The 22328-nt window shown below is 38.9% G+C and carries 26 protein-coding genes; 16 read left to right on the top strand and 10 right to left on the bottom strand.

What is annotated here, in order from left to right:
* Positions 1-27: 27 nt before the first annotated feature.
* The 4 genes from PSF67_RS13910 (at position 28) to PSF67_RS13895 (ending at position 4005) form a co-directional block, all read left to right on the top strand.
* Positions 28-1455 (top strand): Na+/H+ antiporter NhaC family protein, encoded by a 1428-nt coding sequence (locus tag PSF67_RS13910; RefSeq protein WP_102140321.1) that lies wholly within the window; start codon positions 28-30, stop codon positions 1453-1455.
* Between the two features lie 15 nt (positions 1456-1470).
* On the top strand, positions 1471-2460 hold the full coding sequence (locus PSF67_RS13905; protein ID WP_272677118.1) for a D-cysteine desulfhydrase: 990 nt from the start codon (positions 1471-1473) through the stop codon (positions 2458-2460).
* 128 nt (positions 2461-2588) lie between these two features.
* Positions 2589-3110: a GNAT family N-acetyltransferase gene (locus tag PSF67_RS13900; RefSeq protein ID WP_210843684.1), complete on the top strand. Its 522-nt coding sequence runs from the start codon at positions 2589-2591 to the stop codon at positions 3108-3110.
* A gap of 28 nt (positions 3111-3138) precedes the next feature.
* The gene (locus PSF67_RS13895; protein ID WP_272677115.1) at positions 3139-4005 is read left to right on the top strand and encodes an SDR family oxidoreductase; all 867 of its coding nucleotides are present in this window, start codon (positions 3139-3141) and stop codon (positions 4003-4005) included.
* Between the two features lie 128 nt (positions 4006-4133).
* Here PSF67_RS13895 and yqfB read toward each other — a convergent pair whose 3' ends face one another.
* Positions 4134-4463: a N(4)-acetylcytidine aminohydrolase gene (yqfB, locus tag PSF67_RS13890; protein WP_272677113.1), complete on the bottom strand. Its 330-nt coding sequence runs from the start codon at positions 4461-4463 to the stop codon at positions 4134-4136.
* A 185-nt stretch (positions 4464-4648) separates the two neighbouring features.
* On the opposite strand from yqfB, the gene PSF67_RS13885 reads away from it, so the two are divergent.
* A complete protein-coding gene (locus PSF67_RS13885; protein ID WP_102140327.1) occupies positions 4649-5431 on the top strand; it encodes a GNAT family N-acetyltransferase in 783 nt (260 codons plus the stop codon).
* A gap of 86 nt (positions 5432-5517) precedes the next feature.
* On the opposite strand, the gene PSF67_RS13880 is transcribed toward PSF67_RS13885, so the two are convergent.
* On the bottom strand, positions 5518-6441 hold the full coding sequence (locus PSF67_RS13880; protein WP_272677111.1) for an alpha/beta hydrolase family protein: 924 nt from the start codon (positions 6439-6441) through the stop codon (positions 5518-5520).
* Between the two features lie 110 nt (positions 6442-6551).
* Positions 6552-7322 (bottom strand): DeoR/GlpR family DNA-binding transcription regulator, encoded by a 771-nt coding sequence (locus PSF67_RS13875; protein WP_272677110.1) that lies wholly within the window; start codon positions 7320-7322, stop codon positions 6552-6554.
* Positions 7323-7411: 89 nt separating this feature from the next.
* On the opposite strand from PSF67_RS13875, the gene hisN reads away from it, so the two are divergent.
* From hisN to PSF67_RS13850, 5 genes are all read left to right on the top strand, one after another.
* On the top strand, positions 7412-8212 hold the full coding sequence (gene hisN / locus PSF67_RS13870) for a histidinol-phosphatase (protein ID WP_166267443.1): 801 nt from the start codon (positions 7412-7414) through the stop codon (positions 8210-8212).
* 27 nt (positions 8213-8239) lie between these two features.
* Positions 8240-9400 carry an MFS transporter gene (locus tag PSF67_RS13865; protein ID WP_272677108.1) on the top strand — a complete coding sequence of 387 codons (1161 nt, stop codon included), beginning with the start codon at positions 8240-8242 and terminating at the stop codon, positions 9398-9400.
* Positions 9401-9589: 189 nt separating this feature from the next.
* The gene (locus tag PSF67_RS13860; RefSeq protein ID WP_166267447.1) at positions 9590-10690 is read left to right on the top strand and encodes an NAD(P)/FAD-dependent oxidoreductase; all 1101 of its coding nucleotides are present in this window, start codon (positions 9590-9592) and stop codon (positions 10688-10690) included.
* 3 nt (positions 10691-10693) lie between these two features.
* Entirely contained in the window at positions 10694-11467 is a 774-nt protein-coding gene (locus PSF67_RS13855; protein ID WP_272677105.1) for a GNAT family N-acetyltransferase, read from the top strand.
* A gap of 118 nt (positions 11468-11585) precedes the next feature.
* Complete coding sequence (locus PSF67_RS13850) at positions 11586-12134, top strand: adenylate kinase (protein WP_206276383.1); 549 nt, start codon at positions 11586-11588, stop codon at positions 12132-12134.
* Positions 12135-12189: 55 nt separating this feature from the next.
* Here PSF67_RS13850 and ddlA read toward each other — a convergent pair whose 3' ends face one another.
* Together ddlA and PSF67_RS13840 are read right to left on the bottom strand one after the other, a co-directional pair.
* Complete coding sequence (gene ddlA / locus PSF67_RS13845; protein WP_102140335.1) at positions 12190-13293, bottom strand: D-alanine--D-alanine ligase; 1104 nt, start codon at positions 13291-13293, stop codon at positions 12190-12192.
* A 133-nt stretch (positions 13294-13426) separates the two neighbouring features.
* Positions 13427-14311, bottom strand: coding sequence for a LysR substrate-binding domain-containing protein (locus tag PSF67_RS13840; RefSeq protein WP_102140336.1), 885 nt, complete (start codon positions 14309-14311; stop codon positions 13427-13429).
* A 149-nt stretch (positions 14312-14460) separates the two neighbouring features.
* On the opposite strand from PSF67_RS13840, the gene PSF67_RS13835 reads away from it, so the two are divergent.
* A complete protein-coding gene (locus tag PSF67_RS13835; protein ID WP_102140337.1) occupies positions 14461-15075 on the top strand; it encodes a LysE family translocator in 615 nt (204 codons plus the stop codon).
* A 23-nt stretch (positions 15076-15098) separates the two neighbouring features.
* On the opposite strand, the gene PSF67_RS13830 is transcribed toward PSF67_RS13835, so the two are convergent.
* From PSF67_RS13830 to leuE, 3 genes are all read right to left on the bottom strand, one after another.
* Positions 15099-15635 (bottom strand): NUDIX hydrolase, encoded by a 537-nt coding sequence (locus PSF67_RS13830; protein WP_272677102.1) that lies wholly within the window; start codon positions 15633-15635, stop codon positions 15099-15101.
* Positions 15629-16018 (bottom strand): cytidine deaminase family protein, encoded by a 390-nt coding sequence (locus PSF67_RS13825; RefSeq protein WP_102140339.1) that lies wholly within the window; start codon positions 16016-16018, stop codon positions 15629-15631. The genes PSF67_RS13830 and PSF67_RS13825 overlap by 7 nt, the downstream gene beginning before the upstream one ends.
* 558 nt (positions 16019-16576) lie before the next feature.
* The gene (leuE, locus tag PSF67_RS13820) at positions 16577-17218 is read right to left on the bottom strand and encodes a leucine efflux protein LeuE (protein WP_102140341.1); all 642 of its coding nucleotides are present in this window, start codon (positions 17216-17218) and stop codon (positions 16577-16579) included.
* Positions 17219-17692: 474 nt separating this feature from the next.
* Here leuE and PSF67_RS13815 point away from each other — a divergent pair, with 474 nt between their 5' ends.
* The 5 genes from PSF67_RS13815 to PSF67_RS13795 all read left to right on the top strand — a co-directional run bounded on the left by PSF67_RS13815 (position 17693) and on the right by PSF67_RS13795 (position 20363).
* Positions 17693-18394 (top strand): AzlC family ABC transporter permease, encoded by a 702-nt coding sequence (locus PSF67_RS13815; RefSeq protein WP_102140342.1) that lies wholly within the window; start codon positions 17693-17695, stop codon positions 18392-18394.
* Positions 18391-18705 (top strand): AzlD domain-containing protein, encoded by a 315-nt coding sequence (locus PSF67_RS13810; RefSeq protein ID WP_102140343.1) that lies wholly within the window; start codon positions 18391-18393, stop codon positions 18703-18705. Before PSF67_RS13815 ends, PSF67_RS13810 begins: the two co-directional genes overlap by 4 nt.
* A gap of 187 nt (positions 18706-18892) precedes the next feature.
* Positions 18893-19360 carry a DUF1456 family protein gene (locus tag PSF67_RS13805; RefSeq protein ID WP_102140344.1) on the top strand — a complete coding sequence of 156 codons (468 nt, stop codon included), beginning with the start codon at positions 18893-18895 and terminating at the stop codon, positions 19358-19360.
* A gap of 86 nt (positions 19361-19446) precedes the next feature.
* Entirely contained in the window at positions 19447-19908 is a 462-nt protein-coding gene (gene parS / locus PSF67_RS13800; RefSeq protein ID WP_210848088.1) for a type II RES/Xre toxin-antitoxin system antitoxin, read from the top strand.
* Positions 19905-20363 carry an RES family NAD+ phosphorylase gene (locus PSF67_RS13795; protein WP_272677100.1) on the top strand — a complete coding sequence of 153 codons (459 nt, stop codon included), beginning with the start codon at positions 19905-19907 and terminating at the stop codon, positions 20361-20363. Before parS ends, PSF67_RS13795 begins: the two co-directional genes overlap by 4 nt.
* On the opposite strand, the gene PSF67_RS13790 is transcribed toward PSF67_RS13795, so the two are convergent.
* Complete coding sequence (locus PSF67_RS13790; RefSeq protein ID WP_102140347.1) at positions 20364-21254, bottom strand: LysR family transcriptional regulator; 891 nt, start codon at positions 21252-21254, stop codon at positions 20364-20366.
* Between the two features lie 41 nt (positions 21255-21295).
* On the bottom strand, positions 21296-22255 hold the full coding sequence (accA, locus tag PSF67_RS13785; protein WP_102140348.1) for an acetyl-CoA carboxylase carboxyl transferase subunit alpha: 960 nt from the start codon (positions 22253-22255) through the stop codon (positions 21296-21298).
* Positions 22256-22328 lie beyond the last annotated feature (73 nt).

The raw sequence follows: 22328 nt of genomic DNA, 5'->3' as shown, positions 1-22328 counted from the left end.
ACTTTCACTAGGATCACAGGTAAACACATGCAGGACTATGGTATTTGGACCGTTATTACCCCCATTGTGACGATAATTTTGGCGATATTAACTCGCCAAGTCATGCTTTCATTAATGTTAGGAATACTCGTTGGTTTTACTGTTATTCATGACCACAATCTACTATTAGGTGTGCAAGGTACCGTTGATGGTATTATAGATACGTTTTCATCGGCGGGGAATACGCGAACAATTGTCTTTATGGTTATGATTGGTGGGATCATGAGACTTGTTGTCGTTACAGGCGGAGTTCGCGCTCTAGTTCAGTTACTCACAAATAAAACAAAACTGATTAAAAACCGTAAATCTACTCAATTGCTCGCCATTATCATTACCTCTCTTATTTTTATTGAAAGCTCTATTAACCAGCTAGTAGCCGGAGCTTCAACTAAGAATCTCGCACGACAATATGGCGTTGCCCCTGAAAAAATGTCCTATATTATCCAAACGGCGTGTGTTTCTGTTTGTTCCTCCGCCATTATTAATGGCTGGGGAGCGGTAATAATGGGGTTAATCGGGGTACAAATATCCCAAGGGCTGATTCAAGGTGAACCTTTTGATATTTTAATTACTTCGATTGGATACAACTTGATGGCATGGCTATCCATTATAACTATTCTATTCTATGTATTTACTAACGTTTCATGGGGCCCCATGAAAAAAGCGGAAGAAAAATATCAACAGAATTTCATTGCAGGGAATATTTCCCAATTACAAAGCCAAGATAGCGAAGAAGAGATTATTGACCATCCTAATGCCCATTCCTCATTAAACTTTTTTATTCCTATTTTATCGACGGTGTTAATGGTACCTATTGCTCTGTATATTACAGGCGACGGTGATTTTAGCAAAGGAAGTGGATCGACATCCGTATATTGGGGTGTCATGTTTGGTACAGTGGTTTCTTTCTGTTGGTTTGTCGGCCGACGCCTATTAAATATTGATGCGTTCTTCAAAGAGTTGTTTATCGGTTATGCCAACATGCTAAAAATTAGCTCAATTATGATTTTAGCATTCTTAATGGGAAATGTTTCTGCTGAGTTAAATACAGGTGCTTATATTGCTGAAGTTACTCAGGGCGTTATGGCGCCAGGGTTTTCTATTGGCTTTATCTTTATAATTAGCGCCATTATGTCTTTAGCAACAGGTACCTCTTGGGGAACTTTCGCTATAATGATCCCTATCGGAGTTCAATTAGGCCTGTCTGTAGGAATGCCTGTAGAATATATGATAGGTGCGGCAATTTCTGGCTCAATATTTGGTGATATGACCTCTCCAATCTCTGCGGATGCTATTGTTGCTTCAATGGCGACAGACTGCGAACATATTGAACATATCCGAACACAAATGCCTTATGCTCTTGTAACGGCCAGTGTTGTACTTGCTATTTACCTTTACCTTGGTTTCTCTTATTAATTATTGGGAGTTTAGATGTCTCTTCAACAACAATTAGCACAGTTCGTAAAAATAGATCTACTTAACGCATCGACTCCTCTTAATCGATTAAATAATTTATCGCATAAGTTTGGCCGTGAGGTCTATATAAAGCGTGATGATATGACCCCTCTTGCCATGGGGGGAAATAAATTGCGTAAACTCGAATTTTTAATGGCCGATGCACTAGCCAAAAAAGCAAAAATTATTGTTACTGCGGGGGCAATTCAATCAAACCATGTTCGCCAAACCGCGGCTGTTGCTGCCATGTATGGGCTTGAATGCGTCGCTTTGTTAGAAAATCCAATTCAAAGTGATAACCCTAACTTTCTGCATAATGGTAATAAATTATTAACCGACTTATTTGCTACTCGTTGTGTCATGTGTGATGAATTAACTGACCCACAATCTCAAATGGAAGCACTAATTGAAACTCTTTCTCTTAAAGATGCCTATATTGTTCCTGTGGGTGGGTCAAATGTATTAGGTGCTTTAGGCTATATTCAATGTGCTATTGAGATAGCTCAACAGAAGCCAGAACATATAGAATTTGATAAAGTTATTGTTGCATCTGGGAGTGCTGGGACACACGCAGGGCTTGCCATTGGTTTGCAAGAACTATTACCACAAAGCCAAGTGATTGGCGTAACCGTTTCAAGAAAGCAGCAAGACCAAGCCCCTAAAGTCGAGAAATTACAAACCGAGTTGGCTCAATGTCTGGCTCTAACGAAAACCCCAAAAGTACAATTATGGGATAATTTCTTTGCCCCGATGTATGGAATGCCAAACCAAAAAGGCCTCGCTGCAATCAATTTATTAGCGAGGCAAGAAGGTATTTTATTAGACCCAGTTTATACCGGTAAAGCCATGGCTGGATTAATTGACTACTTAGAAAACTCGGAAGAAAAAACTCCCGTTCTGTTTATTCATACAGGTGGAGCTCAAGCATTATTTGCTTACTCAGATATTAGCCAAACAATTAAATAATTATCAGTTAAAAGGGCTAAATGGCCCTTTTTTCTTCTTATTTAGTACCAAAAGTGCTCTACTTTTCCTCTTCTATGACGTTTATCAATTGATTGCTATACACTGATAAAGCACAGGAGATAACATTTATGAACCAAGTTCCCCATATACTAAGAAAAGCCACGAAACATGATGCATTATTGCTACATAAAATAGGTACGGAAAGTTATTTGCATCATTTTGCTACATTATGGAATAACCAAAATGAACTTAACACATATTTAAGTCAAGAGTACAGCACAGCTAAAATCACTGCAGACCTTAATCAACAGTATATTGATTGGTATATTATTGAAAATACAAGCCCAATCGGTTTAGTAAAACTAACCTATCACTCCTGTATACCTGAAACCGATTTAGTTGGTACTTTATTAAATAAACTTTACTTTTCTCCTGGCGCTACAGGTAAAGGTTATGGAAAAATCGTATTTAAATTAATTGAAGCGCTCGCAAAACAGCAAGGTGACTCTTTGCTATGGCTAGATGTTCTCGCAAGTAACAATCGAGCAATGACATTTTATCAGTCAAACGATATGCATATTATGAAAGAAATTTTATTTACAAGCGAAACTCAGCAATCTCTTGAATATATTATGAGCAAAACACTTTAACTGAATATATTGTCACTATAGGATATTCATGAAAAATACAATTCTTATCACTGGTGCAACAGGCCAGGTTGGTCACTACCTCGTTCAATCATTACAGGAAAAAGGCTATCATGATATTGTTTTAGCGGTTAGAGATCCTGCTAAATTGAAGAACACACCTTATCGAACTGTTGTTATGGATTATGATAAGCCAGATACTATTGAAACCGCTTTACAAGATATCGACTCTGTTTTCATGATGACAGGCTATACCATTGATATGCTTGTACAAAGTAAGGTTTTTGTTGATATCGCAAAAAAATCAGCCGTGAAATATATCGTGCATTTAGGTGCCTGTGGGGACGATGACGCGCAAGTGGCACATTGGGCATGGCACCAACTTATTGAACGCTATATTGAATGGTCAGGAATACAATTTACTCACCTTCGCCCCGAATCTTATATGCAAAACTTACTGGGTTATCAAGGAGATGATAACTTGCAAAAAGGCGTCTTGCGCTCTTATTTTGGCAATGCGGTACTCAGTTGGGTAGACTGCGCCGATGTTGCTGAACTTGCGACTTATTGCTTACTTAACCCGCAACAGCACGCAGGCCAAATTTATCGCCTTGGTTATGAAAATAGAAATTACACACAAATAGCTGAGTTATTAACAGAAGAGTTGGGGATCCCTTTCAGCTATCAGGCAGAAAATCCCGATGAATTTTGGCAACATGCCCTTAAAAATAATTTAGAGCTCGCCTATATGAAAAGTATCTATGACCATTATGTAGATTTTACTAATGGAAAATTAGACCGCTCAGGAATGGTTTTCGATAATTTTCAAACAATAACAGGCAAAGCACCGAGATCACTTAAAGAATTTATTTTAAAGCACCAAGAACAATTTAAATAAACGTAAAATAGGCCTCTACTTGGCCTATTTTTATATTATTTTTTACTCACAGTCAGTATTCCCAAAATAATTAATATTCCGCCAATGAAGATCACCGTGCTGATTTGCTCATCTTCAAAACATCGTGATTAATCAGTGCTATTCAGCAATTGGTAAGTGATTACGTATAAACATTGCTCGGTTGGGTAAATCTCTTTGATAAGCGCTTTCAACGTCTCTAGACTCATGGCTTCTTGCTTAGCATGGTATTCAGAAATGTCATCATAAGAAATTGGCTCTACCGACAATATTTTAATATCAGTATAATATTCACCTGTTTCCAGCGCGTATACCTTCACAATAGTCCCAGGAATATAATGGCTTTCGCTTTTATCACGGATAGTGATAATTTTTTTACCGGAAACCACCAATGGAAGTAAACGCTCAAAAAAGGTTATCGTGTCAGGGGCGTTATTCATAATATTTCTCTTATTTCTTATGCAATGCCTTTGTTAGGAGCCCCTATTTTCTTATAAACCTAATAAATTGCAATAAAATGGTTCTTTTTGTGCTTCCAATTTTACGAACACTATAGTGAACACTCAGTTTTATATACAATCAAACTATAAAAATATTATCTACTACAATAAATTGAGTACACATAATGAATAACAATGAAAATTTGTTCTATCAACAAGAACACTATTTTTGGGCTGCAATATGTGCAAATGCGGTGAAAATCAGCAACCAAACTAGTGCTTATTTTTCTGAGCTGCCATTACCTATATTTAATTATATTTATCTCCACCAAGGCGCTCTCATTTCAGATTACGAAAAGGCCGAAGCGTTATTCAAACAGCAAGCTAAACCTTATGTATTGGTTGTTCATGAACAGGTACTTTCAGCATTTGAGACGGAAATAGCGACACGTGGATTAATCGCAGATGGTGAATCAACCGCAATGATTTTGCCGCAAGAGGCTTTATCACAATACAATTCACCACCACAGCTTAATTCTGGTTTTCAGGTAGCACTGAGCAATGATCAACTGAAAGATTGGGCTCAGCCTTTAATTACAGCATTCCCTGTCGATTCTGATACAGATGAAAGTGACTCAACTGTTACCGACGAGTATATTCGTTATCACCAGAGAGCGCTTGATAAACAAACTAATATGGTGCATTTAGTCTTATTTGCAGATCAGCAACCAGTCTCAACCTTAACTATGACATTTAATAATCAAACAGCTCGACTTGATGATATTGGTACTGATATTCAATACCAAGGTAAAGGGTTAGCGACTTTACTTATTAAACATGCGCTATACCTTTGCCATCAGCAAGGGGTTAAACAGTGTGTATTAGAATCATCCAGCGATGGATTATCTATCTACAAAAAGCTGGGTTTTGAACCTATATTTAATTACTACAGCTACATTGCAGAGTGATTTTATTAAATGCATCTTAATAACCGAGGTGCCTAATTGTACGGGGGTGACATAATAATGGGAGTAATCCCACTAATATATCCACTTTATTTTGTCACCGTTTGGTACCAATGTTGAATATCTGTCACAATTTGTTCTGCCTGCAATTGCCCATTTTTATCTTTGAAAAAATGGTCTAAATCTTGATATGCTCGATAACTAACATGGGGATTACGGATTTGTTGCATCATATTATCTGTACCATGAGCATCCACATTGGTATCCGCCATTGTTTGTATCACTAAATGTGGAGTTTTGACTGACTGGATAAGTTTTAAATTATCAATGGTAAGCATCTCATACCACCATTTTGAACCATGTCCACTGACAAATTGGTCGTTATTTAATTGCTTTTGTTTTACCGCTTCTGCAAATTGTTTAAAACCTTCTTTTGAGTTTGCAACCTCTTCTTTAGGTGTATTATTTTCAATACTGTACAATACGTCATTGATAAAATATTGACCACCAACATTCAATGCAACGGATGCGGTAATAAAGTTTTCTTGAGCAACAATTAAATTAGTCACCAACGCACCTTCACTTCCGCCTAATAACACGATGTGTTGGTAATCATTTTTCAATTGTTTTAATACCACTATATAATTATTGGCGCGTTCTAATGGCGAGTCTTTCGACATATAGTCAACAGGACATTCTTCTTCCGAAGCTTCTTCATCTTTAGTCCCCACATGACTGTTTAGCCCTGTTTTTTCAACTAATAAAATATCATTATCAGGAAATACAACACCGAAGTTTTTCAACATGTTTGGGTTATTAATAACACTTTTACAATCAGAACCCTGTAATAAAACTAATAAATCCTTTGATTTTTCTGCTTGCTTTTGGATTAAGTAATAGTTTATTTCTTTGCCCGCTAGGTGAAGAGTTTGCATATTCACAGGTAAATCCTGAGCAAATACACTTAACGAATAAGTTGAAAATAACAACACGGCAATTTTTAATTTCATCATACACTCATCATGTTTTGTAAGGGCCTTTCGACGATATTATATTGAGTTTTTTATAACAAATAGCACCTAAAATGCCCTCACGATATAAGATAAACGTTAGATATAATGGCCTATGCTTGTGCGATCTTTATTGCCATATTAGTAAACAAGTCAGCCGTTTGTTTATTCAATTCTGTTGTCATAACTAAGATTGAAATTTGATCACAATTGGCAATCTTATACCTCGCGACCCCGGGTAACTTGTCCGCGGTCACTCCCATAATAACTTGATTACTGCGCTCAAAAAGGATTTTCTTAAATTTAGATTCTTCATAATCGAATATCGAGACCCCCATTTGTGGATCTAAAGCACAGCCACCAATAAAGCATTGGTCAAAATGAATTTGGTTTATTTGATTTACTGCAGAAATATCAATGCTCGCGCCAACTTGGCGGTTTAATTTCCCACCAATTAAAATCACTTCATATAGTGGTTTTTTCATTAATTCCAATGCTATTGATGGAGAGTGAGTCACAACCGTTAACGATAGTTCTGAAGGTAAATAACGAGCGATTTCTAAGTTAGTTGAACCTGAATCAATAAAAATACAGGTATTTTGTTTGACTAGTTTATTGCAAGCCTTCGCTATTTTGATCTTTTCATCTTGGTTTTGTGCCGTTCTCTGCTCGAATGTGCCCTTTTCTTCAAGCATACTAACCGCTCCACCATGGACTCGGCGGCAAACGCCTTCTTGTGCTAGTTCATTTAAATCCCTACGAATAGTATGCTCTGAAACTTGCATTTCACGGGCTAATTTCGTGCAAACCACTCGCCCTTCATCTTGTAGTAGCTGGCGAATTTTATTTTGCCTTTGTTCTGGAAAAGCGACATAATCGAGCATGGAATTCCTCATTAACTATTTTTATCAATCATAATCGAGCAAGAAAAGATGTCAAACACTATCTTGTTCAAGCACTCGAGGACAACTAAATGGCGCACTCTCCGTTACCAGATAGCTTTTTCTTACATGAGCTTGCAAATACTGCCGGTAAAATTTCCCTTGAATACTATCGAACACATGAACTCAGCGTTATTGCAAACAAACCCAAAGAGAACTATCGCTTCGACCCGGTCACTCAAGCAGATAAGCTAGCAGAAAAAGCCATGCGAGAACTGATATCCAAACATTACCCAACGCATTCTATCATGGGTGAAGAGTATGGAATAACGGGAACTGGTCCCATTCAATGGGTGCTTGACCCCATTGATGGAACCCGCCCTTTCCTTTGTGGTCTTCCTTTATGGGCAAACCTGATAGGCCTAACTGAGCATGGCAAGGCGGTTATGGGGATGATGAGCCAACCCTATATTGGCGAACGCTTTTGGGCAGACCAACACGGAAGCTGGACCAGTAGCTCTCACGGGCAATATCGCTTATCTACTCGCAAGCAAGTCAAACTCGAGCAAGCCATTTTGCATACCACATCACCAGAACCTATTGCAGCACGGCCAGACATTCATTTTATGGCGCTGGAGAAACAGGTACTTATGACTCGCTATGGAGGAGAATGCTATGCAATGGCAATGTTAGCAGCGGGTAGAATCGATATTTGTGTCGAATTCGCACTGGAACCTTATGATATTGTTCCACTAATCCCTATTATAGAACGTGCGGGTGGCATAGTGACTACATTGGATGGCAACCGAGCCGAAGCTGGCGGTGCCGTTGTTGCAACGGGCTGCCCATATCTTCATGAACAAATTCTGACTATCTTAAATACAGGTAGTTAATTTTATCTTTTTAAGAAACTCTATAAAATGCAATCTACTCAACAAGTTAATAGCCATGTTTCCTTGATACCCGCTAAAAGGGAGCAAGTTTCTACTCGAATTATTTTTTTTATTGCTGGTTTTGTTACCGCGGCTTGGGCAGCCATTGTTCCTTATGTCAAACTTAACACAGGGGCAAATGATGCTACCCTTGGCATGCTGCTATTATGTTTTGGTGGAGGGGCACTTATTGCGATGCCAGTGACTGGAGCATTAGCTGCCAAGTTTGGCTGCCGCCGCTTAATGGTTTTTTCCACCATCGCCTTTAGTTTGTTATTCCCCGTTTTATCCTCTTTATCGCAAGTTAACTTTATCATTATTGCCTTATTATTATTTGGGATTTTCATTGGTTTAACGGATTGCGCGATGAATATTCAAGCAGTGATTGTTGAAAAATCATCTGATAAACCAATCATGTCTGGTTTTCATGGTTTTTATAGTGTCGGTGGCATCGCGGGTGCAGGTACCATGAGTTTAGTTTTGCTACTTGGTGCTTCCGCAACAATGTCATCAATCATCATTTCAGTTGTTGCAGTGGTTTTGTTAGCTATTTGCTATAACGGTTTAATCCCTTACGCTAATGCCCCAACTGGCCCGCTTATCGCTATCCCAAAAGGCGTTGTTTTGGTGATTGGCATCGTCTGTTTTGCCGTTTTTCTTGCTGAAGGCGCAGTACTTGACTGGGGCGCTGTATTCTTAATTGAACACCATGGATTAAAAGAGACTTTAGGCGGTTTAGGGTTTGCTGCTTTTGCTACAACCATGACTATTGGCCGATTACTGGGCGACAAAATTGTTATGCGAGTCGGTTCCGCACGTGTCGTATTTTTAGGTGCTTTACTTGCTTGCCTCGGTTTTGTTATTGCTGTCTTATCTCCTCATCTCATATTGGCCATCATGGGTTTTGCATTAGTCGGTGCGGGTTCATCTAATATAGTACCAGTGATGTTTTCTGCTGTAGGGAAGCAAAAAACGATGCCAGAGGCTCTTGCCGTACCCGCAATTTCTACTTTAGGCTATTTAGGTATTTTGGCGGGACCAGCTGCTATTGGTTTTGTTGCCTTCCAACTATCGTTGGCGACTGCATTATTATTAATCTCTGCACTATTAGTTATTATTGCTTTTGTGACTCGTTTTATCCGTGTTTAATTTTTTAGTCTCATTGGGCTACTAGGTTGTAGCCCTATTCTCCGTTTTCTGTCATCAATTGTTCGTATCTGATAAAAATGGGTGTAATCGTGCTTTATTTATAGGTTTCATCTATATAATTATTCATTAAACTATTAAAATCCTTTCTAATTTTCCTGCTATCGATTTCGTTGTAAACACTGAGGCTTAATGGACCCGACTCATAAAAAAAATATTATTATTATTGGAGCTGGTTTTGTTGGTACAACATTAGCTTGGTATTTATCAAAACAATCTGATAAGCAGGTCATTTTGCTTGATAAAGCACACGCAGGCCAAGGTGTCACACAGCACGCTTTCGCTTGGTTGAATGTGTCATATGGAAGGCCTGATGCCTATAGTCAACTGCGCCAACAGGCGCTTGTTGCATGGCATGAACTCGATGAACACACTGATGGAAAGTTAAATATCCAGTGGACAGGTGCTCTCAGCTGGCAAGAAACAGATTCAGCAACTGCAGAATATGTCTACCACCACCAACAGAGTGGATTTAATGTCGAATTATTGGACAAGTCAACCGTTCACAAGATGGAACCTTGCTTATCTGTTTTACCTGAACTCGCTGCATTTTGCCCAGATGAAGGTAGTGTTGACCCCATTCATGCAACAAAAACGCTATTATCCTTTGCTATTGAACAAGGCGTTATTTACTTACCTGAGCAGGAAGTTCAAGCTATCTTGCAGGAAGGTGGACGCATCATTGGCGTAAAGACTCAAACAGATACTTTTTTGGCTGAACAGGTTATCGTGACTGCGGGTACAGACGCGACTGCACTTATGCAATCGCTACATGTTGAATTACCTGTTATAGCCTCGCCCTCTATCATTGTGCATATCAATGGCTCCACCGAGCAAACATTGGTTCAACATATCATTTCGACACCACAAATGGAGCTACGGCCAGCAGGTTCAGGTAAAATACTCTGTGCTGAAGACTATATTAGTGAAAAACCTGAGCACAATGCGGTGGCTATCGCACAAAACGCCCTTACAACGATTAAAAATTCATTTATAGGTAGTCATACGTTAAATCTTGAAAACGCTTTCATAGGAATGCGACCTATGCCTAAAGATGAGATGCCAATTGTCGGAAAAGTTGCTGATTTCGAAGGTTTATATATTATCAGTATGCACGCTGCGATCACGCTAGCGCCTTTGATATGCCAATTGGCTCAAGATGAAATCTTGCATGGAATAGAACAAGCTGCCCTTGGCCCATATCGATTAACTCGTTTTGTATCAGGTAACTGACAAATGAATATTCCGTTGTACTATTTAAGACATTATCAATCGATTGAAAAAACGTTTTGGACATCTATTTGTGAACATAGTATCCAGATTGCACAACACACAATTTGCTATTTAACGCCCCTTAATTCGCCGGCGTTTAACTTCATTTATTTGCAGCCTGACTCGACCAGTCACGCCTTTATGCAGGCTCACAACCTGTTTGTTTCACAGAAGAAAAACCATACCTTAGTGATCCCCGAAGAGATGCTCCCGCAGGTGGTTAATGAAGCCGAATCTTTAGGGTATAAACGTGACAGCGTCACTACTGCGATGGCATTAACCTTAGCGAAGCAAAATGAAGTTGAACTGCCTGATAACCAAGTCGATATCGTCTTAGCGAATCACGATCTGTCCTTGTGGGCAAAGCCTCTGGTTTCTGCATTTTATCTGTCAGAAGAGCACGACCAGGTTATTCAGGAATATGTGCGTTATCATGAAGATGCACTACAGCAAGGCGCTCCACAGTTTCACCTTGTGTTACTCGTCAATGGCGAGCCTGCGACCTCAATGACTGTGACGATTGAAGGAACGTTAGCCCGTTTTGATGATATTGGTACTGAGCCAAGCTACCAAGGTAATGGCTACGCTTCACAACTCATTGATTACGCACTTGCATTTTGCCGCCAGCAAGGCGTAGAGCACTGCTTCCTAGATGCGTCTGAAGCAGGTTTTGACCTACATAAAAAATTCGGTTTTGAGCCACTATTCCGCTATATCAATTATGTCTGGTGCAAATAATTTACAACAATTGAGTTACTTGTAGAGGCATCTAATCTGGGATCATTGCTCAGGCAATGGTTCCAGATTCAGCCATTCCAAATCAATCCTAATAACAAAATCCGTCTGATGTTTACATATGAAAATTAATATTATTGGCTCGAGTGGCAGCGGTAAAAGTACCCTTTGCCAGCAACTTTCTTTGTTGTTAAATGTCCCTTCTATTGAGTTAGATAGCTTATATTGGCTAGCAAATTGGCAAGGTTCTTCGGATGATGAGCTTAGCCAGAAACTCACCGCTGCATTAGATAACGCGGGATCTGGATGGGTCCTTGATGGAAACTATACACGGACTCAACCCATTAAATGGAAAGAGGTTGATATGGTGGTTTGGTTGGATTATTCCTTGCCTCGAACCCTTTATCAGTCTATTACGCGTACATTAGCGCGCATTTGTTCTGGGCAAGAGCTGTGGGAAGATACAGGCAATAAAGAACGTTGGAAAAATGCATTTTTCAGCCGCGATTCGATAATTTTGTGGCTGCTAAAGACCTACTATCCAAATAAGAAAAGAAACCTAAGTCATATGGCAAATCTCAATTTACGCCATATTCAGTTTGTTCGGCTCACTTCTCCAAAAGAAACAAATTTATTTTTACAGCAGATGAAAGCTCAAGTTCAGGGTTAAGAAACATCTCGGTAGTCATAAAAACCACCGAGATAGTTAGTATTTTACTCAGCGATTAAAGCTCATCACATGCCGTTTTTAACATCGCAGTTTGTTGGAATTTTTCAATTCCTAACTCAATCAGTCGGCTGATTAATTGTGGGTATGTCATACCACCTTGCTGCCACAATTTTGGATACATACTGATATTTGTAAAGCCAGGCAATGTGTTGATTTCATTGATGACTACATCATTGTTTTCCGTTAAGAAAACATCTACACGGGACATTCCACTACAATTTAATGCGCGGTATGCGGATAAGGCAATCTCACGTATTTTATCACTCACTGCATCATCTAATTGTGCAGGAGCCACGACAGAAGCGCCATTTTCATCAATATATTTAGTGTGGTACGCATAGAAACTGTCGTGTAATACGATTTCACCACAAGGGCTGGCAAGAGGTTCTTCATTACCCAATACGGCGCACTCAATTTCACGCCCTTTTACTGCGCTTTCAATAAGGACTTTCATATCAAATAAGAAGGCAAAATCCAGTGCCGCGTTAAATTCCGATTCAGTGCTGACTTTACTGATCCCGACAGATGAACCTTGATTTGCTGGTTTAATAAAAAGTGGTAAGCCTAATTGCGCCACGGTCGCTTCATATTCAGTTGTTGCACGTTCATTTTTGAGCACTGTTATAAATGGAGCAATATTTAAGCCTGCGTCTCTAAGTAATCTTTTGGTAACGTCTTTATCCATGCAGGCAGAGGAGCCTAAAACACCTGGGCCTACAAACGGCAAATTCGCCATGCGCAATAACCCTTGTAGCGAGCCGTCTTCGCCTAAGTTACCGTGAACAATAGGAAAAATAACATCGATTTGTGGCAATGGCTTGGCATCTTCTAACGAAATAAATTGCTCGCTCGTTTTACCTGGAACAAGTGCGATGGCTCGCTTAGGCGTATTTAACGCAATACGAGAGGGATCATCACCATGCAATAAATAATCAGATTCGTTATATTCATGCCATTGCCCTTCTTTATTAATCCCCAAAAGGCATACATCAAATTTATTGCGATCTAACCCATTGATAATATTTTTAGCGGACTGTAGTGAAACTTCATGTTCTGTTGATCGACCACCAAAAATAACACCGACTCGTATTTTGCTCATTATTTGCTCCGACATAAAACACTAGACCTAGCCGAGAAATATAGCATGCAAAGAAAAGGTTATGGCATAAATTATTTATTTTTCATTAAGACTCGCTGGCTTTATAACCAAACCTTCTTTTTTTGATAGCTAATTATCTTTTATCTATCAGAGTTTCAATACTGATATTCACCTGTTCAATTAGCCACTGCGTAAAAATAGCCGCTGCACTACCTTGCTCAACAGGTTTCGATGACAATAAATAGTACGCTGAATTATCTTCAATAAAACCATATGGCGCGGCTAATTGTTTCGATTGTATTTCGTCGGCAACCATCAAAAATGACGCGAGAGCCGCCCCTTGCCCAGCTAAGGCCGCTTGAATACACAAGTAAAAGTGCTCGTATGTAATAGTTTTACTATTTTGAAGCGCTATTTCTTTTATATTTTGCCAAGTTTCCCATGCATTGGGTCTAGATGTGGTTGATAGCAGTGCTATATGACTAGCGTTTTTCTTAAAATCAAGTTCAGGCCGAACCACGACTCCCATTCGTTCTGAACACACTTTTACCGCGCAAAGATTGTCATTCCATTTAAAATCATTACGCCTCAATGCTAAATCAACGTTCGTTTTTGTGAAATCAATTACACCACCAGCTGCGACTAAATGTACTGTAATATGAGGATATTGCTGATAAAAATGCGTAAGTCGAGGTATTAACCATTTCATTGCAATTGTTGGTTCACAAGACAAGCTAACAACATCAGGAAATGTGCTGTTTTTTATCTTTTCAATACCATCTTTGAGCTGTTCAAATATCGAACTAGTGGTTTGTAACAATATTTGGCCGTTCGCTGTTAAAAAAACAGCACGGTTCCTTCGTTCGAATAACTCAACACCAAGGTATTCTTCTAATAAACGAATTTGTCGGCTAATCGCACTATGAGTCACATTCAACTCATGTGCCGCTTGCACAAAACTGCCTGCTTTTGCAGCAGTATCAAAAAAACGTAATGACGTTAATGGTGGTAGTTTCATATATAGGTAACTAAAACTGACAGATTTGCGTCAGGATAAATCGCTTTTTAGTTTTATTCAATCTATTGATAATAAAAACAATAAATAAACAAGCGATTTCAAAAAAAATACATTTTTGGTCTGTTTTTATTACCTTTTAGGAAATTAATATGAATGAAATTATTGCAGTAGCGACTATAACCATTTTAGCTGTTATTAGTCCGGGACCGGACTTTGCTATGGTAACTCGTAATAGTTATACCTATGGAATTAAAACAGGCTTACTGTGTGCTCTAGGTATCGCTATAGGTGTGCAAGTTCATGTGTTTTATACCGTTTTCGGCATCACTTTAGTCATTTTGAGTTCACCAACATTATTCTTAATCGTTAAACTTATTGGTGTATTTTATTTGGTGTACATCGGGTTTAAATCATTGACTAATAAAGTCAAAATATCCTCAGACAAGACCACCTCAAAGCCATTATCGGCCTTAAATGCATTTAAAAATGGTTTTTTAACGAATGCGTTAAACCCAAAAACCATGTTTTTTGTGGTCTCTGTGTATAGCCAAGTTATCAGTACACAGAACTCAATTTGGTTAAATTTGAGTTATGGCCTATTTATTTCTTTCGCTCATTGGCTTTGGTTTAGTCTAATTGCTATTTTCTTTGCAACACCTGTAGTACGAAACAAAATTCTTAACTACCAATTCGTTATGGATAGAACAATTGGTACTCTACTCATTCTATTGGGATTATCTTTATTATTCTTTAATGTAAATTAATCTTATATTCACACAAATGATCGCTATTTGCCCTGCAACCGATAGAATTCATTAACCACTTTCGCCAACTCAATAACATCTTCAGGAATATTGAGTTTGGTGAGTTTCTCAAATGGCACCCATTCAAATGGAGCAAAAGGCGGTTGTGATGAGGGTAATAGCTCACATAAGTAAATCATATCAATATGCCAATGGTTTCCTTTCTTTTTATCCGCAATAAATTCTTTCAAAATAGCAATGGGCGACGGTAGTACTTGTGTATGAGATGAATCATGCACTTGTGATGCAAATGGCAAACCGCAACTAATCACTCGGCACTCTAGCCCTGTTTCCTCAAGAACTTCTCGAAAAACAGCATGTTGTGGTTCTTCATTCTCTTCAATGTGGCCACCTGGGGGTAACCAAAAACCAAGTTTTTGATGTTCGTGTAATAAAAACTCACCATGCTCATTACGGATCATTGCTGTTGCCGTAAAATGTTTAATTTCCTCTCTCATCTCACCACTTCTCTTTTTTATTGTGCCATTCTTACCTTGTATTTCTGGTGTCGAACCTAACACCTTGTTGCCTTCCAGTCATATGGCATTAGCTCTGCTAATGTCACTTGCGTGTTTTCATTGACAGCAACGACAGTTGACTGGTTTTTATCCGACAACTGACTTAGCAGCTCCCTGCAGCGCCCACAAGGCGGCACGATACAACCTGAAGCATCAACGGCAACAATGGCTTTAATGACTGATTTGCCATTTTTAAGCATATCTGCAATAGCGGCATGTTCCGCACAAAAGCCAAGTGAACATGCAGAATCAATACTGATACCACTATAGATCTCACCATCTTCTGTTTCTAATGCCGAAGCCACATAGCCAGTTTCTATATAACCATTAAAGGTGGCGGGTTTAGCATATTGCTTTGCTACTTCAATTAAGTGTTTTAACATCATTTTTCCATTAACTATTCTATTGATACATCTTATTAGACGTTAATCCGATAAAAAACATCAAATTTTTTGTGCTTTATTCTAAGTCCACCATATAGAGAATGACTGATTTTATTGTTTTCACCACTCACTAAGCCTTTTTCAGTAAGCTCACGATACACCTGTGACACTGTCACTAATGAAATACCCTCTTGCTTAGCAAAAGCTCTATGGATCGTAAATCGAGCTCTGGGCGTCAATTCTCCACGAGAAATCTGCTCTGCTATTTTATCAACGTTTTTTGGTAACGAGCCTGAGCCATGTGATTGTTACTGCGCCCAAAAGATTTGCAGGATGAGTTAATTATTGAAAATATGGGGCATTCAAAGCGCGGTCTTTCAAAATAAATTGTCGTATGCTTAGTTGATACGGTTAGCTGTAAACTTTTAGGGGACTAAATTGGAAAACTCATTTGATTATTATAAGCAACAAGTTATGTATTCTGAGGACGGGGCTCCAAATGAAACCCCATGGGTTAACGGAAAACCTACGCCAAAGGATATTCAATTTCTGATAAAACCATTATGCGGTTAGTGCAAGTTTTGCTCCAAACATCAAGAATACGGCACCAATACAGCTATTAGAGAACTTAGACAGTTTTTTATTATGTTTGACCATATTCGTTACAGCAACCGCACCAAAGATCAGCAGTGATAAGTAAATCATGCTGCAGGTTTCTAAAATTAGGCCAAGAATGAAAAATGGCACACCTGCACTTGGGTAAGCTGGGTCAATAAATTGGATAAAAAATGAAACATAAAAAATGATCATCTTAGGATTTAGTAAACTTAAAAAAACAGCTTTTTTATAGGTACCCTTGGTTTCTAAGATAATTGAATCAACATCACCTGTATTTTCTTTTTTATATAATACGCTATACAGGGTTTTCATCCCTAAATAAAATAAATAAGCTGCCCCTGCGTATTTTATAACACTAAAAAAGATAGGTGATGTTTTTACTAAAGATGCAACGCCTAAAAATGAGAGAAAAATGAGTATAGCATCTCCTGTAAAGACACCTAATGCGGCTTTATAACCATTTTTCACACCATATTTTGCACTGCTAGTTAAAACAAATAAAGAATTAGGGCCTGGTACCAGTGTAATAAAAATAACACCGATAAGATAAGTCCATAAATTTGTAATACCGAGATTTTCAAGCATAGGAAACCCGCTAACTCAATAAAAGTTATAACAAAAAATTCACATTGTTTCTTTATGGTTATTATGATACAGGCTTTATATGACTTATAAAAGATATCACTGCCTGATAATTGCATTACGATATATAAAACCAATTAAATGCAAAATACTAGACAAACAACATTGAACCGGAGGATTAAATTGAAATAATAATCCAAAACAAACCTCTTAATCAGAAGCTAGCTATAAACAGTCGGCCAAATAGAGATAAAAACCAAAATTTAAATCTTAAACGGTATTTAATGCCGTGGAATAAATAGAAATAGCAGTAGTGATTTGATTAAGGTTTCGCGTTATAACATAAAAGTCGGTGCTATTTAGAAGTAAAGTCGGATAAAGCCTGTATGAAACTAAAATATCCCACCACTAATATTTTATCTCTTTAAAATCAATCAAATTATATAAGTGCTCATAACTACAATAAGGTTAGCTTAAATGGCGTCACAACAAAATAATCAATGGCAAAAAGCGATGATGGCAGGCGCGGTTCATACCGCTCCTCTCAATCTCGCTGTTATTCCTTGGGGAGTTTTAGCTGGTTCAATGGCTGTCGAAACTGGTCTCGATTTCTGGCAAAGCGTAGCGATGTCTGCAATGGTATTTGCAGGCGCAGCACAGTTAGTCACTCTTGGGTTGCTTAACTCGGGTGCAGGCTATATCACAATTGTTATTTCTGTTTTTTTTATTACTTCCCAGCACTTACTCTATGGGCTGACTTTGCGCCCCCAAGTTAAAGACTTTACAACACCTCAGCGCCTTAGCATCGGCTTTTTGCTGACTGATGAACTATTTGCGATTAGCGCTGCTAAACGCCAGAGTTTAAGTTTTCCCTATCTCTTTGGTGCTGGGTTTAGTTTTTATCTTGTGTGGTTAATTACTAGCCTTTGTGGGATTGCCATGGCCAATATTGTGGGCGATTTGAGCCGCTTACATCTCGACTTTTCTGTGGTTGCAACTTTGCTCGCAATCGTCGTTCCATTAACCAGAAAAATAAGCACACTTTGTGGCGTTATCTTTTCGCTCGTTGTCGCTATCGTACTTTCAATGTACTCCTTTAGCAGTGCTATTGTTATCGCAGGTGTGGGTGGGATGTTTGTATCAGTGGCTGTTTCACGTATATTGAAGGAAGAAAAATGATTTGGCTTTTAATTATTACCTTAACAGCGGTTGTTTTTACTCTACGTTATATTTTTCTAATACCACAGTTGCCAATACGCCTCCCACTTGTGGTTCGTCAAGCGTTAGGGTACTCAGCACCTTGCTTATTAACCGCAATTTGTGCTCCTGTTATCTTATTGGAAAACCATGAGCTACGTTCCTTCCCAGATAATCCTTATTTATGGGGGGCGTTATTCTGTGTCGTTGTTGCCTCAGTATTGAAAAATATGCTGTTAACTGTCGGTCTTACCTTAATATTTTTCTATTCCCTTATTTATTTCATCGGTTAACTTATTATTCAGGATAAAGCATCGTTTAGCACTTTGCTTTATCTTGGTTAATCCCTCATAATATGCCCCTCTCAAAATACATTCCTTTTCAATTTCACCCTGTCATTGATTGTCATAGTGAATACTTTATTGGCCTTACTCAATAAATAGCCAATTAACTTTTATAGATAATGGATAATACAATACCATGCTTAATAATTATGTTTTACGCAGCGTTCGCTATATGTTGGACTTAAGTGACGCCCAAATGGTTAAAATCGTAAAACTTGCAGATTTGGATGTTACAAAAGAAGAAATGGTGGCTTGGTTAAAAAAAGATAATGAGCCTGAATATGTTGAATGTAACGACAATGTCATGGGGCATTTTCTAAACGGTTTAATTTATCACCGTCGTGGAAAAGATGAAAATCATCCCGCACCTGAAGTTGATAGCCGCCTTAATAACAATATTATGCTCAAAAAATTACGCGTGGCTTTTGAATTAAAAGATACAGATATGATTGAAATTTATCAGCTTGTTGACTTTCGTGTATCTAAGCCTGAACTTAACGCTGTATTTCGCAAACCAGGTCATAAAAACTACCGAGAATGTGGAGACCAATTACTGCGTTACTTCCTAAAAGGCCTGACAATTCGCCTACGTGGTGATAAGTAACCGTATCCTGCTCGTTTTTTATTCGTTTATTTTACATCCCCCTGACATTTGTCTATAATGAAGGTGACAAATGTCAGGAGGTTCAAATGAGAAACTATATCCCCACAACGCCGCTTCAACCCGCAGCTTCTGCTTTTAAGCCACTATGGCGCCATGTCGGGTTACCCGCTGAAAGGGGTATTGAATTAACCCATTATTTACGTCAAGGCCTATCTGTCTCTGTCTTAGACAATATCCAAGAGTGGTCAGGGGTGAGCAAAGCAGAACTATTGCGGATATCTGGTATCAATGAACGCAATATCGCTCGTCGCAAAAATGCTGGCCAGCCCCTAAATGCTGATGAAAGTGAACGAATTGCACGTCTAGTAAGGGTATTTGATGCCGCAGTGCGTTTATTTAATGGTGATAAACACGCAGCAAGTGATTGGCTCAATCACCCAGTGAAAGGCTTGGGTCATTTACGCCCTATTGAGCTTATCGCAACAGAAAGCGGAGCCATTGAAGTGATTGATTTAATTGGCCGTATTGAACATGGTGTATTCTCATGATCCTATATCGGTTGGTTAAATCCAGTTTTGCTCACGATGCATGGTCGGGCCAAGGGGCTATGCTCTATGGTGGGCGTTGGAATCATAAAGGGACTCCCGCTGTTTATACATCGACGAGTATTTCATTAGCAACCCTTGAAATACTCGTACACATCAATCAAGACATACTATTAAACCAGTTCAGTTTACTATCCATAGATATCAATGATAAGTACGTAATGAAATTGTCGTTAGACCACCTTCCAACGGATTGGCAGCAAGACCCAGCGTCAACCTCTACAATGGATATTGGCACTACATGGCTTAATAACCAAGATAGCTTAGTATTGTTAATTCCCTCTTGTATTATTCCCTATGAATACAACGCAATAATCAACCCGTTGCATCCGCAATTTCAAAAAGCCATACGGACGGTTAAACCACTGGATTTTAGCGTTGATCCACGCTTAGCATAACTAAATATTTGCTAACAAATACTGTAAAAAAGCGTCTATCTTCGGCGATAATGCACTACGACTCGCATAAACTGCACGAAGTTCTATTGGCGCTGGCGATACTTCATCGAATTCTATGCGCACTAATTTCTTCTGTTTAATCTGCTCTGCGCATGCTTCTAATGCCAGAATGGCATAACCGATCCCATTCATTGCAGCAGCATAAGCCAGTGCGCCACTATTCACTCGGTAGTTACTGTTAATTATCACTTTTTTCTGCAAGCCAGATGAATCAATAAATATCCACGGTTGCCCCTGTAACGCACTCAAACTCGAAATGCACGGCATACTGGCTAAATCAGTATATGAACGTGGTTTTCCCACTTTTTCAATTAACTGAGGAGCTGCTACCACAACGCTTTGCCATGATTTAACCAGGCGTGAATGATAACTACTGTCTTCAAGATGACCACGATGAAAAGTGAGTAATAGATCTATATCATCACTAATGACATCTTGGGGGATTAATTGAGTATCACAATGAATATTCAATTGTGGGTGGGACAATGCAAATTTTGCTAATAAATCAGCTAACAATAAACTACCAGATTCACTCGGAATAGTTAGCCGTAACGTTCCCGTAATTTGCTGTGGATAACAAATTTGCACCACAACCTGTTCTAATTCACTGACTAGCTTTTGACTTTGCTCAAATAAAATGTTTCCCGTCTCGGTCAACCGCATTTGCCGGGTTGTGCGTTCAATTAATTGGCTATTAAGTTGTTGCTCCAGCTGTTTAATATAACGACTCACATTCGATGTCGGCATTGAAAGTAACTTTGCTGCATTGGCAAAACTCCCTTGTGTCACAACAGCAATAAACACTTTCAATAAATTCAGGTCAACAGCCATATTTAACCCCTACAGTTTTCTATTAACCTGAACTAATAGCATTAGCAGTAACCAAAATCCATTATTTTTTGATACCGTTCCGCCAACAATACTTCCATATCTAATTGAGTTAGTTCATTTAAATCAGTCAGTAACTGTTGTTTTAATTGTTGTGCAGCTAATTGATAGTCGCGGTGTGCTCCCCCCAAGGGCTCAGAAATAATAGTATCGATAATACCAAGCTCTTTTAACCGTGGCGCGGTCATACCCATTGCTTCCGCTGCAATTTGTGCCTTTTGGGGATCTTTCCACAAAATAGAAGCGCAACCTTCCGGGGATATCGCTGCATACGTGCTGTATTCCAACATATTAATACGATCGCCAACACCAATTCCTAATGCACCGCCAGAACAACCTTCACCTGTAATAACACAAATAATGGGGGTTTTTAAATGTGACATTTCCATGATATTGCGTGCAATTGCTTCTGCTTGCCCTCGCTCCTCAGCGCCAACACCGGGGTAAGCCCCAGCAGAATCAATAAATACCAAAATAGGTAAATGGAAACGTTCTGCCATTTTCATTAAACGGAGTGCTTTACGGTAGCCTTCTGGCGACGGCATACCAAAATTACGCATAACTTTCTCTTTTGTTGTACGCCCTTTTTGTTGCCCCAGCACCATAACAGACCTACCATCCAAACGAGCAAGCCCTCCCACCAGCGCCTTATCATCAGCAAAAGCGCGGTCACCTGCTAGCTCTTGAAATTCAGTAAATATCAATGAAATATAATCAAGGGGATAAGGCCTTAGTGGATGTCTAGCTAACTGGACAATTTCCCATGCCCCAAGAGATGCAAATATCGTTTTCGTCAGCGAATGACTCTTTTTTTTCAAGAGCATGATCTCTTCTTCTAACTTTATTTCTGAAGGATGCCCTTTTTGTTTGAAAGCAATAAGCGCTTCAATTTTGTCATTGAGTTCAACGATGGGTTTCTCAAATGCAAGAAAATGGTTAGTCATAACTTTCCTAAAATGGTGACGGTAATCTTAGGAGTGTAACCAGAGAATAAATCCCATTCTATGCTTTAAAATA

The organism is Providencia sp. PROV076, from assembly GCF_028483405.1.
GTDB classification, from domain to species: Bacteria; Pseudomonadota; Gammaproteobacteria; order Enterobacterales; family Enterobacteriaceae; genus Providencia; species Providencia huaxiensis.
Note: the sequence above shows the minus strand (reverse complement) of the source record. Positions and strands in the feature narration are given on the sequence as shown.

Excerpts from the sequence above, each read along its gene's own strand:
- PSF67_RS13835 (WP_102140337.1), top strand. The coding sequence starts at position 14,461 with ATGAATGAAATTATTGCAGTAGCGACTATAACCATTTTAGCTGTTATT.
- PSF67_RS13805 (WP_102140344.1), top strand. The coding sequence starts at position 18,893 with ATGCTTAATAATTATGTTTTACGCAGCGTTCGCTATATGTTGGACTTA.
- hisN (WP_166267443.1), top strand. The coding sequence starts at position 7,412 with ATGGCGCACTCTCCGTTACCAGATAGCTTTTTCTTACATGAGCTTGCA.
- PSF67_RS13810 (WP_102140343.1), top strand. The coding sequence starts at position 18,391 with ATGATTTGGCTTTTAATTATTACCTTAACAGCGGTTGTTTTTACTCTA.
- PSF67_RS13825 (WP_102140339.1), bottom strand. The coding sequence starts at position 16,018 with ATGATGTTAAAACACTTAATTGAAGTAGCAAAGCAATATGCTAAACCC.
- PSF67_RS13885 (WP_102140327.1), top strand. The coding sequence starts at position 4,649 with ATGAATAACAATGAAAATTTGTTCTATCAACAAGAACACTATTTTTGG.
- PSF67_RS13900 (WP_210843684.1), top strand. The coding sequence starts at position 2,589 with ATGAACCAAGTTCCCCATATACTAAGAAAAGCCACGAAACATGATGCA.
- PSF67_RS13905 (WP_272677118.1), top strand. The coding sequence starts at position 1,471 with ATGTCTCTTCAACAACAATTAGCACAGTTCGTAAAAATAGATCTACTT.
- PSF67_RS13790 (WP_102140347.1), bottom strand. The coding sequence starts at position 21,254 with ATGGCTGTTGACCTGAATTTATTGAAAGTGTTTATTGCTGTTGTGACA.
- PSF67_RS13875 (WP_272677110.1), bottom strand. The coding sequence starts at position 7,322 with ATGCTCGATTATGTCGCTTTTCCAGAACAAAGGCAAAATAAAATTCGC.
- parS (WP_210848088.1), top strand. The coding sequence starts at position 19,447 with ATGAGAAACTATATCCCCACAACGCCGCTTCAACCCGCAGCTTCTGCT.
- PSF67_RS13840 (WP_102140336.1), bottom strand. The coding sequence starts at position 14,311 with ATGAAACTACCACCATTAACGTCATTACGTTTTTTTGATACTGCTGCA.
- PSF67_RS13880 (WP_272677111.1), bottom strand. The coding sequence starts at position 6,441 with ATGATGAAATTAAAAATTGCCGTGTTGTTATTTTCAACTTATTCGTTA.
- PSF67_RS13910 (WP_102140321.1), top strand. The coding sequence starts at position 28 with ATGCAGGACTATGGTATTTGGACCGTTATTACCCCCATTGTGACGATA.
- PSF67_RS13860 (WP_166267447.1), top strand. The coding sequence starts at position 9,590 with ATGGACCCGACTCATAAAAAAAATATTATTATTATTGGAGCTGGTTTT.
- PSF67_RS13795 (WP_272677100.1), top strand. The coding sequence starts at position 19,905 with ATGATCCTATATCGGTTGGTTAAATCCAGTTTTGCTCACGATGCATGG.
- PSF67_RS13895 (WP_272677115.1), top strand. The coding sequence starts at position 3,139 with ATGAAAAATACAATTCTTATCACTGGTGCAACAGGCCAGGTTGGTCAC.
- PSF67_RS13855 (WP_272677105.1), top strand. The coding sequence starts at position 10,694 with ATGAATATTCCGTTGTACTATTTAAGACATTATCAATCGATTGAAAAA.
- PSF67_RS13815 (WP_102140342.1), top strand. The coding sequence starts at position 17,693 with ATGGCGTCACAACAAAATAATCAATGGCAAAAAGCGATGATGGCAGGC.
- PSF67_RS13865 (WP_272677108.1), top strand. The coding sequence starts at position 8,240 with ATGCAATCTACTCAACAAGTTAATAGCCATGTTTCCTTGATACCCGCT.
- ddlA (WP_102140335.1), bottom strand. The coding sequence starts at position 13,293 with ATGAGCAAAATACGAGTCGGTGTTATTTTTGGTGGTCGATCAACAGAA.
- PSF67_RS13850 (WP_206276383.1), top strand. The coding sequence starts at position 11,586 with ATGAAAATTAATATTATTGGCTCGAGTGGCAGCGGTAAAAGTACCCTT.
- leuE (WP_102140341.1), bottom strand. The coding sequence starts at position 17,218 with ATGCTTGAAAATCTCGGTATTACAAATTTATGGACTTATCTTATCGGT.
- accA (WP_102140348.1), bottom strand. The coding sequence starts at position 22,255 with ATGACTAACCATTTTCTTGCATTTGAGAAACCCATCGTTGAACTCAAT.
- yqfB (WP_272677113.1), bottom strand. The coding sequence starts at position 4,463 with ATGAATAACGCCCCTGACACGATAACCTTTTTTGAGCGTTTACTTCCA.